Origin of the sequence: Acetoanaerobium sticklandii (assembly GCF_000196455.1) — a bacterium.
GTDB classification, from domain to species: Bacteria; Bacillota; Clostridia; order Peptostreptococcales; family Filifactoraceae; genus Acetoanaerobium; species Acetoanaerobium sticklandii.
This window is the reverse complement of the sequence record NC_014614.1, coordinates 1663846-1679054: the sequence shown is the minus strand read 5'-3', so window position 1 is coordinate 1679054 and position 15209 is coordinate 1663846. Positions and strand designations below refer to the sequence as shown.

Genomic DNA, 15209 nt, shown 5'->3' with positions numbered 1-15209 from the left:
CTTTTTTAATTTCTGAATTAATGAGGTGGTGATGTGGCAGATATAAGAGCCCCAGCAGAACTAGCAGAAAATGATTATATGCTAGGTATGAAATATAAAGAGATAGCAGAGAAATATAATGTCTCAATTAATACAGTAAAAAGCTGGAAAAAAAGACACGATTGGAATAGAACAGGGGTGCACACAAAAAGCGAAAGGGTGCACCCTAAAAAAGAAGTAGAAAAACCACAACTTGAAGTCGAGTCAGAAGATGATTCTAACCTTACAGATAAGCAAAAGTTATTTTGCCTTTACTATGTTAAGTACTGGAATCAAACTAAGGCAGCTTTAAAAGCTGGATATGGTAAAGATACAGCTAGGTTTACAGCTTCAAATCTTATGAAAAAACCTCATATCAAAAAAGAAATAGACCGACTTAAAAAAAGTATTAGAGATGGTCTTTCCTTTGAACCTATGGCTATATTCCAGAAATACTTGGATATAGCCTTTTCTGATATTACAGACTATCTAGAGTTTGGTAGAGAAGAGGTTCCTGTTATGGGAGCTTTTGGCCCGATAGAAGTTTCAGTTGATGGCGATATGGTTCCGCTTACTAAAATTGTGAATACTGTAAAGTTCAAAGAATCATACGAAGTAGATGGAACTATACTCTCTGAGGTTAAACAGGGAAAAGATGGTGTGTCTATCAAGCTCTTAGACAAGATGAAAGCTCTTGAGTGGTTATCTGATAGGCTTGATTTTCTTACTGATGAAGTTAGAAGAAAACTTGAAATTGAAACCGAGAAAGTTAATATTGCTAGAGAAAAGCTTCAACTTGAAAAGAATAAACTTGAGGGTGAAGAAGAATTAGAAGATGATGGATTCTTAGAAGCTCTTAAAGGTGAAGTAAATGAGGTATGGGACGATGAAGACTAGAAAAGCAGCTTTTAAGTTCATGCCTTTTAGTAAAAAGCAAAAGAAAATACTAACTTGGTGGATGAAAGAATCACCTGTGTCAGATATGGATGGAATTATTGCAGATGGAGCTATAAGAAGCGGTAAGACTTTATCTATGTCACTTTCATATGTTATATGGGCAATGACAGAGTTTCAAAATCAAAACTTTGGCATGTGTGGAAAGACAATAGGCTCTTTCAGGCGAAATGTTTTGTTCTGGCTCAAGCTAATGCTTAAATCAAGAGGTTATAAAGTCCAGGATAAAAGAGCGGACAACTTGCTCATAGTATCTAGAAAAAATATAACTAATTTCTTTTATATATTTGGTGGTAAAGATGAACGCTCGCAGGATTTAGTACAGGGTATTACATTAGCTGGATGTTTCTTCGATGAGGTTGCACTTATGCCTGAGAGTTTCGTTAATCAGGCAACTGGTAGATGCTCGGTTGATGGGTCTAAGTGGTGGTTCAACTGTAACCCTAATGGACCTTTTCACTGGTTCAAGACCGATTGGATAGACAAAGCTATAGATAAGAACATTCTTTATCTACACTTTACTATGGATGACAATCTTTCTTTATCTGAGAAGATTAAGGAAAGATATAGAAAGATGTATTCAGGTGTATTCTTTAAGAGGTATATCCTTGGACTATGGGTACTAGCCGAGGGAATCATATATGATATGTTCACAGAAGATGATCATATAGTTCCATCAAAAGATAGAACCTACTCAAAGTTTTATGTATCTTGCGACTATGGTACTCAGAATCCTACTACATTTGGTATGTATGGTGAGTATTTAGGTAAATGGTACAAGGTTAAAGAATACTATTACTCTGGAAGAAAAGAAGGAAAGCAAAAGACAGACTCAGAGTTTGCAGATGATTATGAGAAGTTCATAGAAGGTTATGAGGTTGAAGGTATAATTGTTGACCCTTCGGCAGCATCATTTATAGCTGAGCTTAGAAAAAGAAATCACAGAGTTATAAAGGCTAAGAATGATGTATTAGATGGAATAAGAAGCGTGGGCACCCTTTTAAAGATGGGTGTTTTTCTATTCAATGACTGCTGTAAAGAAACTTTTAGAGAGTTTTCTTCATATTCATGGGACCCTAAAGCAGCGGCAAAAGGAGAAGATAAACCACTAAAAGAAAATGACCATGCCATGGATGCAGACAGATATTTTGCTTTTACAATATTAAGACCAATATTCCTTAAGAAGAAGGTTAAATTATTTGTTTCTAGCACTGATAGATAGATGAAAGGGGGTGTTATGAAAAATGAATTTCTTCAGAAAAAAGAAAAAGGAAACAAGTACTCGTTCAGTTACAGTTCAAACTAGAACTACATTTAGTCACCCTTTTCAAATCCTCGATTCATATGTACCTAAGAATGCAGAGTATGAGCTTTATAGGATTATGAGAGAAGCAGTTCCAGTTATAGATACTGCTATAAATAGACTTACTAGGCTTATAGGTGAATTTGACATTGATTCTACAGATGAGCAAGGAAAAGCTCTTATTGAAGAGTTTCTTAAGGATGTAAAGGTTGGGGCTTTTGAAAAAGGTATTTATGCCTTTATAAATAACTATTTCGACCAGCTGCTAGAAAATGGCTCATCCGTTGGAGAAATTGTTTTAGATAAGTTCAAGGAAGATATTTACGCACTGCAGGTAGTAGATATTGACACTATTGAGCTAAAGCAGATGAATAATAGGCTTGATTACTTAATATGTCAAAAACAAGAGATGGAATTAGAACCTGTTGAACTTCCTTATCAAAATCTTATGCTTTATACTCCATTATCTCCTGAAAAAGATAGTCCGTATGGTGTAAGCCTATTAAGAAGTATGCCTTTTGTTACTGGAATACTTCTTACAGTATTTAATTCAACCAAACTTAACTGGGAGAGATTCGGTAATCTAATGTTTTCAGTAACATGTGATTTACCTAAGGATTTAGATGATTCTAAAGTGGTCGAAGAAATGCACTCATTACTTAAAACTGAGTGGAACAAAGTAATGGATTTAAAATCAAAAGGTAAAGCTGCTGATATTGTTGGAGTTGGCAATCTTAAGGTTTCTGTAATAGGGGCAGATGCTCCAGTGCTTGAATCAGAAATTCCAGTAAGACAATTACTTGAGCAGATTATAGCAAAAACAGGATTACCACCATTTTTACTAGGAATCAGCTGGAGTTCTACTGAAAGAATGTCACAGCAACAAGCTGACTTTCTAACATCGGAGATAGAGCATTATAGAACTACCATAACTCCTGTAATAAACAAAGTTATAGATACTTGGCTTACAGTTAAAGGGTTAAATATATCCTATGAGATTAACTGGCAGGATGTAAATCTTCAAGACATGGTAGAAATCGCCAGAGCTGACCTTATGAAAGAGCAGGCTAAGGAGAAGAAAATAAATAACCTTCTGACTCTTAGAGACCAAAACATCATAAATCAAAACGATGTAGCTAATGAACTAGGATATGATAATGCAGTAGGAGAACCTCCTGCTCCAGTAGAAATCGACCCATTAAGCCTTACTTATTCTAAAAAAAAAGAAATAAGGCATTATGAGGGCTGTGAATGTACTACAAAAGATTTATTATCAGACCCTAATCCAGACCCTGAGGCATATCAAATAGAATTAAAATGGTCTAAAGATTTTAGTGATATTTTAGAGGAAACTGAGAAAAAAATAGTAGATATAGTTAAAAATTCAGAAAAAAACTATAAAAAACATAAAGTTTTTGAAGAATTGGAAAAAGTTGAAGCTATTATATCAGTTTCTGGAATAAAGCTAGATGGGGCATATAAAAAGAATTTAAAGAAAGCCTGGAACTATGGATGCAGAAGGGCAAATAAAACAGCTAACGAAGAAATCACTCAAGAAGATAGAGATTTAGAAGAAATTGAGATTCCTAAATCTTCATACCATGCAAATGACTATGAGCATCCGTATATTCAAATGATAAGGTACGAAGGTCTTCAAAGAGTGGAAGAAAGAAAAGAAATAATTAGAGAAAATATTAGAGAGATACTAATTGAAGGAGCTTCTGAGGGTAAAAACCCTATGGATATAGCTAGGCTTATTCACAATGAACTCGGTGGCAAGAGATGGGACTGGGAGAGACTTGCTCGCTCTGAATGTTCAATTGCTTTAGACAAAGCAGATTTTGCTGAGTATTCTACCATGAATATTCCATACGAACAATGGAGTGCTGCTCCAGATGCATGTGCACCTATATGCAAGCCACTTGATAAAAAATGGTACAAGCTAGGAGAAGGACCTGAGGTTGTATATGACACTCATCCTAATTGCAGATGTAGAAAAAAACCTAGATCACTAAGACAATACCTAAAAGAAAATGGATAGGAGGTGGAAATGTGAAGTATAAGGACTTAAAAGACTTAGATAGACCTCTTTTTATGAAATCATTAGTTGAGTTTGATAGTTTAACGGAAATTAATGCTGAAGAATTAAGTCTTATTAATAAATATTCTAAGAAGGAGCTAATCGAAGATGATGTATATGTGTATCCTCTTATCATTTGCGACAATAACATTGATAGAGATAAAGAATACTTTTCGATTCAAGATTTAGAAAAGCTTAAATCTTTATTTCTTGGCAAAACAATGATTGTAGACCACAACTGGAAAGCTGGAGGACAACATTCTAGAATATACAAAACTGAATTAATAGCTACTCAGACAGTATCTACTAATCCAGATGCAGAAGCATATTATCAGCTTAAAGGATGGGCTTATACTCTTAAGAAAAATGATGTGCTAATAGACAACATAGAAGCTGGGATATACAAGGAAGTCTCGGCTGGATTCTCTGTAAGTGATTTTCAATGCTCTATATGTAAGAACTCCTATTTTGATATCGAAAACTGCTCACATATAAAGGGCAGAAATTATACAATACAAGGAAAACAGGTGGAATGTCTGCTGAGAATGAGAGACCCTTCAGATGCTTATGAAGTTTCATTTGTGGCAGTACCTGCTCAACCTGCAGCAGGAGTTACAAAAGGCTTTGATTTATCAAAAGTCGATGAAGAAAAAGAAAAATTAATATCTGAATCTGTTAATAAGTCGAATTCTAAAGAATCGACTATTTTTATTGCTAATTTGCAAAAGAGAGGAGAAAAATCATTGAAATACTTAAAAGGTTTAATTGAAAAAGCTCAAAATGAGAAATCTGAGGAAATAGTAATTAGTGTTGATGAGCTACAAAAAGAAGTCAGTGCTTATGAGGAGGCAGTTACTAAAAATGAGGAACTAAAAAAAGAGGTATCTGATTTATCTACTAAAGCAAAAATGGGAGAACAATATCTTGAAGATCTAAAGAAAGAATGTTCAAGACTTGGGAAAATGGCAGAAGGTGAGTCCTTTAATTATGAAATGATGGAAAAAGTGTTTGATAAGTGTGATATTGAGGAGCTTAAGGCTTTTCAAAAGCAATATAAAGATAAAGTAAATGAGCTTTATCCACCAGAATCACAAATAAAATCAAAAGAAACTAAGAAGAATTCTTTTGTTGATAATTCAGTTTACGAAGGTTAAGAAGGGAGAGTTTTAAATGAGAATAGCTTTTGATGGTTTTATGCAAGAATGTATCACTTTTAAAAGTGCTTTAGCATCAACTGATGAACTAAAGCCTGTAAAGATTAGTGCTTCATCTACTGTGGCACTAAGTGCAGATACTCAACAAATTCATGGCAAGGCAATTAAGGTTGAAAAAGATGGAGCTGTTACAGTTCAGCTAAAAGGATATGTGGAATTCACTTATTCAGGTGCAGACCCTGCGGTTGGTTATGCTAAATTGGCAGCTGATGGAACTGGAAAAGTCAAAGTTGATGCTACAAATGGAAGAGAATTTTTAGTTATGAAAGTAGATACAACTGCTAAAGTAGTTGGATTCTTACTATAAAGGAGGCTATATAATGGGATACGATAATTTAAAACTTGAAAAAGGGATTTACCAAGAAGCTACAGCAGAGGGAAAAACATTTGCTCAGAAACTAGAAGAGCTTGACCCAAGTTCTGAATATGAAGGCGTAAAAGGACTAGAGAACCTAGATGCTTTTCAAAGACAGCTTAAGCGTTTTGATATAAAAGTAAAAGGTGCAAAATCAGATGTAGTTGAAAAGTTCTTCACTACAACTGAATCATCAATTCTTTTCCCAGAGTTTATCTCTAGAACTGTTAGAACAGCTTTGGAAAAAGAAAGTATACTTCCTAAGTTAATCGCTACTACTACTGAGATAGATTCTGATACTTATAAATCTATCTATATGGATACAGATACTAGTCAAAAGCAACTTAGAAGAGTAGCAGAAGGTTCTAAGTTTCCTGTTACTACTTTAAAGACAAAAGAGAAAGAAGTTAATATCTTCAAGTTTGGGGTTGAGCTTGATACTACCTATGAGGCTATTAGAAGAAAGAAAATAGATATATTCGCTATTGCTCTAAGACAAATAGCTTCACAAATAGCAGTAGACCAGCTTGAAGAAGTGGTTAATGTGCTAATAAATGGAGATGGTAATACAAATCCTGCTCCTTCCTTTACTGTAGGAGATTCTACAATTAAAGGAACAGCTGGAACAATTGGATATGCTGAAATGGTAAGATTCTGGGCAACTATGAAAAGACCATATAAGATGAATGCATTAATTGCTGATACTAATGGTATTGTTGACCTTCTGCTTATTCCTGAATTTAAGGACCCTCAAGCTGGATTTGATTTTCAAAAGAATGGTCAGCTTATCACTCCTCTTGGAATCAATATGGATATAGTTGATGAAGTTCCAGCAAGTAAAATTATTGGAATTGATACAAGATACGCTATTGAAAAAGTGCAAGAGATGGGAGTTACAGTTGAATCAGATAAGCTTATAGATAAACAGATTTCTAGATCAGTAATTTCTCAGGTTTCTGGTTTTGCTAAACTTTTCAAAGAAGCAGCTAATGTATTGAATAAGGGGTAGTATTCTACCCCTCTTTTTAGGAGGGATATAAAATGTTGTATATAAATAAAAGCAATTCAGAATGCTATGATTTTGAAAATGGCATTGATTTTCCACCTGGAGAAGTAATTGAATCTGAGGCTACAAGTTTTGTTAAAAGAAAGCTTAAAGAGGGGATTCTTGGTGAAGTTAATGAAGAAGAACTTCAAGATGAGGATGAAATTGATTTAAATAAGCTTACTGTTCCACAACTTAAGGAACTAGCGGCTAAAAGAAAAATAGATATTGATTCTGATGATAAGAAGCAAGAAATCATTGATAAGATTAAGGCAGGTGTTTAAATGAATTTGCCTGATATAGAAATGATTAATAGACTATCAGGCTCATCTTTACCTGAAGCAACAGTTCAGCAATGGATTACTGACCTTATACCAGTTTATATTGACGAAGTGAAAAGCGAATGCTTAGAATCTGATGATTCTCAGATACAGATGAAAGTTAAACTAGGCTTAGCTTATATAACTGCATCTGAAATAGTATCTATTAAATCATCCAGCTCAGAAGGAAAAAGTATCGGTATAGGTCCTATAAAACTTTCTAAGGATGCTTCTACAAGTAATTATTTGAAGTTTGCAGACGATTTAAAATCTAAAGGACTAAAGATATTAGGTAGATGTCGAAAGTCTTATGTTAATCCATTGCTTTTAAGTGTTAACGAGTATGGAGGATAATCTCATGAATGAATGGGTTGAAATGTGGAATGAAGGAATAGAAAAAGAAGGTGTTACTGCTAGGATTGTAAAAAAAACACCTGGCATATTATGCCCTTGCTACAATGAATCAACAGGATATGGAAATCCATTATGGCATGTAGATAATCCATCAGAGCCTGATTGTGATGATGAGTGCTATTTAAGTTCTACTGAAATAGTAACTGATATTAAGTGCTTCATGATACCTAAAGATAGCTTAAAAGCTGATAATGTTGACCAGATTATTCTTGACCTAATTGGTAAAATAGAAAAATATGATTATGTATATTATGGTCCTAATACTTACAATATTAAGGAATTAGGAGAAGATGATTATATTGAATATACAAACATGAAGTTTAGAATCAAAAATGTTCAAAGATATGATATCAGAGAAGAGCCACTTGCTTATATTGCAGTTTTGGAGTTGATTCAAAATGTCTGATTACTCTTATGGATTTGATGATTTTGAAAAAATGATTGATGAAGTAATGGAAATTATGCCTAAGGTAGCTGATGAAATTGTAAAAGAAATAAGCAGTGAAGTCTTGCATGAAGCTATTGATAATGTAAATGGGCCTAAGAATCAAAACATAATGAATAAAAAGAAAAGCAGTAAAAGAATTACAAAACTAGGTAAGAAAAACTTAATGGCTGGATTGCTAGCTATATCAGCAGGACATAGGTATGGACTGGATGCAGGGATTCGTGTAAGAAGAGCATATTCTCAACCTTATCCAGTTTCAGTTAATACTGGACAGCTTAAGAGATCTTTAAAAATAAAGAAAATATCAAATGGCAAATATAAAGTATTTGCTGATATTGAAATTGCAAATTATGCCCATTGGGTTCATGATGGGACATCTAGACTAAGGCCAAGGCCTTTTTTAAAGGATGCAGTTAAATCAGTAATCAACTCAGGGCGATATGTTGAGATAGCAAATGGAGTATTAGAGGAATTTTTAGGAGGGTTGTAATGTTAAATCAAACAAGAGATAAAGTAATTGACGAAATAAAAACATTACTTCCATGGGTAGAAGTTCAAGCAGGTTACATTAACATTAAAAGAGATTTGCCTTTAAAGAAACCACTTGTAACTGTATCTAAGGCACAAATCAATACTAATGAAATAGGCATGGATAATGGTTATTTAGGAATAGAGTTTACTTTAGATAAGGCAATTGAAACAAAAGGTAAAGATACGGATTTGTATTTTGATATTCATATTTGGAATGCTGATTCTGCTAAACTTGGAGGAGAAGATACTATTCAAAGAATTAATGAAGAGCTTACAGCTCTTTTTTTATTTAATCCAAAACAAGTAGAAGGATTTAAGGTTAAAAGCTATGAAGAGGGTTCAACCTCTGTAGACCCATACGAAGAAAAGGAAAAGTTATTTCATTCTAGAAATGTGCTAACTTTGAATTTTTTATGGAAAAAGCAATTTGAATATGAAGTTATTAATGAAATTACATCGGAAGGAGATGTTGATTAATGGGTATTCCTAATACCGAAAGAGTAGGGGTTTTTTCAGAATCCCTAGTTTCAAAAGAAGTTATGGGCTTTCCTGGTACTTGTTTTCCTATGGGAATAGTGGCACAAGTTGACCCAGATGTATGTACAGATTTAGAACCTAAACCATATGCAATTCAGACATATGCTGATGCAGTAGCATCTTTTGGAAAAGAATCTGAAATGGCAAAACTAGTAAGAATAGTTACTCTAATAGGAGTTAATAAATTAGTATGCGTTCCTGTTATATCTGCACTTGAAGGAGCACCTACTAAGGATGAATATTTAGAGTCACTAGACATTTTAAAGACAGAAGAAGCACCTGAGATTATTATATGCGACAGTATAAGTGCTGATGTTCATTTACATGTTAGAAATCATTGTGATGTATGTTCAACTAACAGAAAAGAAAGAAGAGCGCATCTAGGAGCAATGGCAGCTAGTGTTTCAGCTTGGGTTGCTTTAGCGTTACCTCTTAATTCTGGGAGAGTAACACTGTGGGCATCTGTGCCACTATCTGTTGAAGGGACTGCTCATTCTAGCTCAGTATATTTTGCCGCCGCTTGTGCAGCTTATGATGCTTTAGAACTTGACCCTGCTATGCCACTTCATAATATACAAGTTACTCCAGAGTTATTCGGTGGTCTTTATAATCGTTTTGAAGATGCTGATTATGAGGCTTTATATGCTGGAGGCTTAGCTGCAGCTAGAACTATAAACGGTAAAGTATATATTGATAGATGGGTGACTACTTATACTAAGGATGATGGAGTTTCTCCAGCTGTCCCAGACAATAAGTATCAAGAAGGAACTGTTGCTAAGGTTAAAGATTTTGTTGATAGAGGTCTTAGAAATAGGTTATCAACTCTTCATCCAAGAGAAAAAGCTTCAGAGTCAACTGTAGGAGAAATAAAAGCCGATGCTATAGCACAACTAGAAGTATACGAAGGAGCAGAGATTATAGAATCTCCTCAAATAATCAGTGTTGAAAGACAGCCTGATAAAAGAACTCGTGTGCATGTTAATTATGTGTACAAAGTAGTATTGCCACTTAATACTATCTTTCTTCATGGAACTGCACTAATTTAGGAGGTGAATAATTTGAAATTTAATATGGATTTACAGCTTTTCAATAACGGAATTCCTACATCTGATGATATCTATATTCGTATCATTACCGATGGAGCAAGCAAGAAGGTTGCTGTAATACAAAGTTACAGAACGAATAAGAATAAAGAGACTAAGACTCTGGATGCTTTTGGAGAAAAAGACTCAGTAGGAACCTATGGAGCTAAGACTAGTTATGATCTAGAAATAGAAAGAGCTTATGTTACCGATGAAGCTCTGACAGACGGTATATATCTAGATGAGCTAGAAGATTTCGATGTTATTATAGAAAAGCCTGACCGCTCTGATATGTACCTAAAATGTAACTGGCAGACAATAGGGGAATCAGGAAACTTAAAAGATAAGACAGTTGAGAATATGAAGGTAATGGCTAGTAAGTTTAAGAGAGTGAAAAAATAAGGGCCTTAGGGTCCTTATTATTTTTTAGGAGGAATTTCTATGAGAGTATCTGAACTAAGAAAGAATATTAGAAAACATAAAGTTATTACTTATCCTGGACAGAATTTTGAGGTGGCTATTGTAAGACTAACTCAAGGAGAATTAATAGAAGCTAACGCTAAAACAACTAAAAGGTTAGGCGAACAACCAATTTTTAATAGTGATGTTATTGCAATAATGGAACAGTTAGAACAGCTATCTTTAGCACTCAGAAATCCAAACAACCTAGAAGAAAGAATAATTGATAGAAAAGAATTAGAAGAAGAAGACCCTTTTTTAGTTGACCAGCTGTACCAAGAGTTATCAGAAATTCAAATTGATAAAAGTGACACTATAGATGAAATATCTAAAGAGGATTTTGAAGAATTAAAAAAAAAGTTAAAGAAAATGGACTGGAAAGACTTCGATGGAGAATCTCTAAAGACCTTAAATTATCTCCAAATGACCCTAGTATCCAAGGAGGATATGAACAATTAACATGGATTTTAGCAAATATCCATATTGATAATGAAGAATATGAGAAAAGTTTATGTGATAAATGCTTAAGTAATTTTCACAAAACTAAATGTCCTTGTTGTGGAGATGAAATAAAAGATGATAATAAATTAGAAATTAATCAAAATTTTGATGAAAATAGATTCAATGAGCTGGCAGGTGGTGAAAAATAATGGCTGAAGCTAAAGAAGTAGGTATTATTCTTGGTGCTAAAGATGAATACCAAGATTCATTAAGCAAGTTTAGAAATAGCGTTTCAAGAACAAAATCTGAAACTGAAAAAGCAGGGAATAGTATCTCTTCACAATTTTCTAAAATAACTAATGCAGCAGATAAATTAAATAATAAATTAGGCGCTGTTGATAAGGCTATTGGAAGAACATTTAAGATAGGAGCTACTGGAGTAACAGCTTATGCAGGAATAGTTACAAAGGATTTATTTCAGTTAAATGCTGGATTATCTAAAATAAACACATTATATGACCAAACTGCTCAGAGTCAAAAGGTAATGACTAAAGATATTATTGAAACTTGGAAGCTTATTCCACAGAATTTCACTCAGATAACTCAAAGTATGTATGATTCAATATCTGCTTCTCTTGACCCTAAGAATGCTGCTAGTGCCGCTAGAAAATTTGCGATGGGAGCAGTTGCAGGAGCTACTGATAATATGTCTGCTGTTGTTAAAGCAGTTATGGGAACTAAAAATGCTTATGGAATGGACGATAGCACTTTAACAGAAATAATGGATGTTCAATTTGCAACTATAAAAGCTGGTATTGTTGAATATGAAGAATTGGCGGCTGCACTTGGTACTGGTATTATGCCTGCTGCGCAAGCTTCAGGTATTGATTACAAAGCAGTATATGCTGGATTAGCACAACTTACTAAGAATAACATGCCTGCAAATGTCTCAGCGACTTCAATGATTCAGTTATTTAACAAGCTTACTGACTCTGATGGAATAAAATCATTTAAGAAATTTGGAGTAGACATTCAAGATACTAGTGGTCATACAAGAGACTTGCTTGATATAACTAAAGATTTATTTAATGAGTTTGAAAAAAGGGGAATGACATCAGAAGCTAGAAAAGGATTCTTGAAAGATTTGCTAGGCTCTGATGAAGCAGCTCGTGCTATTCTTCCACTAGTTCAAAATGTAAAAGATTTTGAAAAGACATATGATGCTGTTGTTAATAAGTCTAAAGGAATGGCTAAAGAAGCGTATATTGACCAAATGGATAATGTTGTTAATCAATTTAAAGTTATATTAAAAGGTATTACAGGAGTAGGTTTGGATTATGCTCTTCAATTTTCTCCATTTATGGATGCCATTACAGCTCCATTTAAGAAAAAAATGCTATTAGAAATGGATATAGCTGAGCTAACTGAGGGAATTAATTCAGAAAGCAATCCTAAAATTAGAAAACAAATGATGGTTGAAAGAGAATTAATGCTAGACGAATTAGAAAATATAGACCTAACACCTATTGAAGAATGGAAAAACGCTTTAGATGAATCTGTAAATAATCTTAAAGCTTTAAATCCTGAACTTGCAGCTATGGCAGAGACTATTGGAGGATTCTTTTTATCATTCATGGGAGAAGAGGGAGCCGAAAAAAGAGAAAATGTTGCTACTGGAATAAAAGTTGCAGGAGGAGCTTACCTAAGTATAAAAGCACTATCAATCATGAAACATATTGGAGATTTATTTAATTGGTTAGGTGGGTTGGGTAATAACAACAAGACTTTACCTGGAATAGGCAATTCAATTTCAAGTATGATTGTAAATGCTGGGGTAGTAAATGTTAACGGAGCAGGAGTATCACCAGCAAATTCTTCATTACCATCATCTACAACTAAGGGTGGTCCCATGGGATTCATTATGAATACAATTGGCAGCGCTATATCATTAGGTATAATTTATGCTATCAGCAAAAATGCTATAGATAAGAATAAAGAATATTTGGCAATGACTCCAGAAGAAAGAACCAATCAAAATATAGCATTGATGAGAAGAACGAAAGAGGATTTAAAACCAAGAGGGCATGAGAAATATCCATATTCTCCTGCTAAAAATAAAATGACAATTCAACCTAAAGAAATAAATGGAACATTGATAGCAGCTATGAAAGATACTATGGATAAAATGAAAGCTTCTGAGATGAATATAAACACTACTGTACCAGTTGAAGTAAAGAGTAATCCTAATGTTACTGTAAAAGTATTATTAGACGGAGCAAATATTCCAGGAAGAGTAATAACTACTACTAGCAACAATTTTAGTTCTACTAGAAAAGAAATAGAAAGAACAGAAAGAAGAATGGGAGGCCCTACAAAATAAAAGATAGGGCATATTTTGCCCTATCTAGGTGTTATTGTTATTGTGAAATTAGTTGAATAAGATTCGAAATTAGCATTTAGTGAATCATTGACATAATTGGACTTAAACTTATTTTTACCATTTTGGCACTTATCTATTTGTTCAGTTGCCCAGAGGTTAAAATCGTTATTATTAAATAAAATATTCGTTATTGTACCATAATCTAATGAATTTTGAGGAAATGTTCCTGAAATTAATATCCTTGATATATCTGCTCCAGTTATAACAATATACGAGTTATCTTTATAGAGATTTGTGATTTTATCATTATCAATAGTAGTAGATTCTACCGAGTAACCAAATGTTTTAGATAACTCTTCTGCTAATATGTATGCTTTAGGAATATTAAAGGTTTTTATATCAGCTTGAGAGTTAATATTATCATCAGAAACTGGTATTTTTTCACTAGCAATAAAATATTTAGTATAATCATATATTTCAGATGTAAATGAGCTAGTTGTATTTTCAAAATAAATATTTCCTTCAAATTGTAATCTAGCTGAATTATCCTTTATAAAAATTGATGGGTCTATTTGACCTTCTAATAATGCTTTTTTGTTATTTATAGAAGCCTTGAATTTATGGACTATTTCTTTTTCTCCATTATTTTTAACATATAAAATATTTCCAGTAACATTAGAATCATCTGGAAGATTAGTAAATAGTGTAAAGCTAAATTCACCATTGCTTTTTATTGCTGAAGAAATTGTTATCTCTGGATTATTAACCTCATTTAGTAATTTTTCTTTTTCTTTTTCTGCATCAACTATTTGTTTTGCTTCTATGATTAGAGTTTTTCTTTGCTCATTTTGATACATTCCTACAAGAGCAAGCAACAAAAATATAAATATTATAAATAAAATTTTGCGATTTTTTTCCATATGATATTACCCCCTGTCTTTTTATTTGATTATAACGGAAAGTAGGTGAAACTGTGAAGCAAATATTGAGGCAAGACGATTCGGACAGGCTTTTATCAGCTATGCAATTTAGAGATTATGTCTGGCCAAACAATCCAACGACATTTGAAACATCTTTTATTAAAAAGACTGTTCAAAATCATTATCCTTTTACTAACTTTGTTGAGATAGAAGAACTAGGAATAATAAGAGAAATGAAAGGTGAAGGAGAATTTGTAGGCGAAGGAGCTTATGAAGAGTTTTCAAAAATGGCTGTTAAGTGTTTTTATGGTACTGAAGCTGGACTTTTAAAGCATCCTACTTTAGCACCTACTATGGTAAAAATGACAGAATTAAAGCTAATGCAAGAACCTACACCAAACTATGTTAAATACTCATTTACTTTTCAGGAGAATAAACCACCTGTAGCTAATGCAGTTAGTATTCCTACGGTAGTGCAAAACAATACTGTAAATGATGCTGTTAAATTGCTAGAAAGTACTAAAGAAAATGCTGATACTCCAATTACTAATATAGATTACAAGATTAAACAAGGTGATACTCTTACTAGAATTGCTAAACAGTATGGTACAACTATTGATGAAATACTTAAATTGAATAAAGGCATTAAGAATCCTAATTTGATTATAGCTGGAAAGAATTTGAATATTCCTGTGAAAGCGAAGTGAT

17 protein-coding genes are annotated in these 15209 nt (G+C 33.4%); 16 read left to right on the top strand and 1 reads right to left on the bottom strand.

Going from position 1 to position 15209, the window contains the following annotated elements:
- Window positions 1-33: 33 nt before the first annotated feature.
- The 15 genes from CLOST_RS07810 (at window position 34) to CLOST_RS07740 (ending at window position 13581) form a co-directional block, all read left to right on the top strand.
- A complete protein-coding gene (locus CLOST_RS07810; RefSeq protein WP_013361745.1) occupies window positions 34-915 on the top strand; it encodes a terminase small subunit in 882 nt (293 codons plus the stop codon).
- Window positions 905-2194: a PBSX family phage terminase large subunit gene (locus CLOST_RS07805; RefSeq protein ID WP_013361744.1), complete on the top strand. Its 1290-nt coding sequence runs from the start codon at window positions 905-907 to the stop codon at window positions 2192-2194. The genes CLOST_RS07810 and CLOST_RS07805 overlap by 11 nt, the downstream gene beginning before the upstream one ends.
- A 22-nt stretch (window positions 2195-2216) precedes the next feature.
- Complete coding sequence (locus CLOST_RS13585) at window positions 2217-4316, top strand: hypothetical protein (RefSeq protein WP_013361743.1); 2100 nt, start codon at window positions 2217-2219, stop codon at window positions 4314-4316.
- Window positions 4317-4327: 11 nt separating this feature from the next.
- On the top strand, window positions 4328-5509 hold the full coding sequence (locus CLOST_RS13580) for a hypothetical protein (RefSeq protein WP_013361742.1): 1182 nt from the start codon (window positions 4328-4330) through the stop codon (window positions 5507-5509).
- A 16-nt stretch (window positions 5510-5525) separates the two neighbouring features.
- Window positions 5526-5876 (top strand): hypothetical protein, encoded by a 351-nt coding sequence (locus CLOST_RS07790; protein ID WP_013361741.1) that lies wholly within the window; start codon window positions 5526-5528, stop codon window positions 5874-5876.
- Between the two features lie 13 nt (window positions 5877-5889).
- Window positions 5890-6933, top strand: a complete 1044-nt coding sequence (locus tag CLOST_RS07785; protein WP_013361740.1) for a phage major capsid protein — start codon at window positions 5890-5892, stop codon at window positions 6931-6933.
- 32 nt (window positions 6934-6965) lie between these two features.
- On the top strand, window positions 6966-7253 hold the full coding sequence (locus CLOST_RS07780; protein ID WP_013361739.1) for an SAP domain-containing protein: 288 nt from the start codon (window positions 6966-6968) through the stop codon (window positions 7251-7253).
- A complete protein-coding gene (locus CLOST_RS07775; protein ID WP_013361738.1) occupies window positions 7254-7643 on the top strand; it encodes a hypothetical protein in 390 nt (129 codons plus the stop codon).
- 4 nt (window positions 7644-7647) lie between these two features.
- Entirely contained in the window at window positions 7648-8109 is a 462-nt protein-coding gene (locus CLOST_RS07770; RefSeq protein WP_013361737.1) for a hypothetical protein, read from the top strand.
- Window positions 8102-8641 carry an HK97-gp10 family putative phage morphogenesis protein gene (locus CLOST_RS07765; protein ID WP_013361736.1) on the top strand — a complete coding sequence of 180 codons (540 nt, stop codon included), beginning with the start codon at window positions 8102-8104 and terminating at the stop codon, window positions 8639-8641. Before CLOST_RS07770 ends, CLOST_RS07765 begins: the two co-directional genes overlap by 8 nt.
- Complete coding sequence (locus CLOST_RS07760) at window positions 8641-9159, top strand: hypothetical protein (protein WP_013361735.1); 519 nt, start codon at window positions 8641-8643, stop codon at window positions 9157-9159. The genes CLOST_RS07765 and CLOST_RS07760 overlap by 1 nt, the downstream gene beginning before the upstream one ends.
- Window positions 9159-10265, top strand: a complete 1107-nt coding sequence (locus CLOST_RS07755; RefSeq protein WP_013361734.1) for a hypothetical protein — start codon at window positions 9159-9161, stop codon at window positions 10263-10265. Before CLOST_RS07760 ends, CLOST_RS07755 begins: the two co-directional genes overlap by 1 nt.
- Before the next feature lie 12 nt (window positions 10266-10277).
- Window positions 10278-10703, top strand: coding sequence for a hypothetical protein (locus CLOST_RS07750; protein WP_049779773.1), 426 nt, complete (start codon window positions 10278-10280; stop codon window positions 10701-10703).
- Window positions 10704-10742: 39 nt separating this feature from the next.
- Window positions 10743-11219, top strand: coding sequence for a hypothetical protein (locus CLOST_RS07745; protein WP_013361732.1), 477 nt, complete (start codon window positions 10743-10745; stop codon window positions 11217-11219).
- Between the two features lie 190 nt (window positions 11220-11409).
- Window positions 11410-13581: a phage tail tape measure protein gene (locus CLOST_RS07740; protein WP_013361731.1), complete on the top strand. Its 2172-nt coding sequence runs from the start codon at window positions 11410-11412 to the stop codon at window positions 13579-13581.
- A 20-nt stretch (window positions 13582-13601) separates the two neighbouring features.
- Here the strand turns inward: CLOST_RS07740 and CLOST_RS07735 are convergent, their stop codons facing one another.
- Window positions 13602-14501 carry a hypothetical protein gene (locus CLOST_RS07735; RefSeq protein WP_013361730.1) on the bottom strand — a complete coding sequence of 300 codons (900 nt, stop codon included), beginning with the start codon at window positions 14499-14501 and terminating at the stop codon, window positions 13602-13604.
- A 53-nt stretch (window positions 14502-14554) separates the two neighbouring features.
- On the opposite strand from CLOST_RS07735, the gene CLOST_RS07730 reads away from it, so the two are divergent.
- On the top strand, window positions 14555-15208 hold the full coding sequence (locus CLOST_RS07730) for a LysM peptidoglycan-binding domain-containing protein (RefSeq protein ID WP_013361729.1): 654 nt from the start codon (window positions 14555-14557) through the stop codon (window positions 15206-15208).
- The last annotated feature ends 1 nt before the right edge of the window (window position 15209 follow it).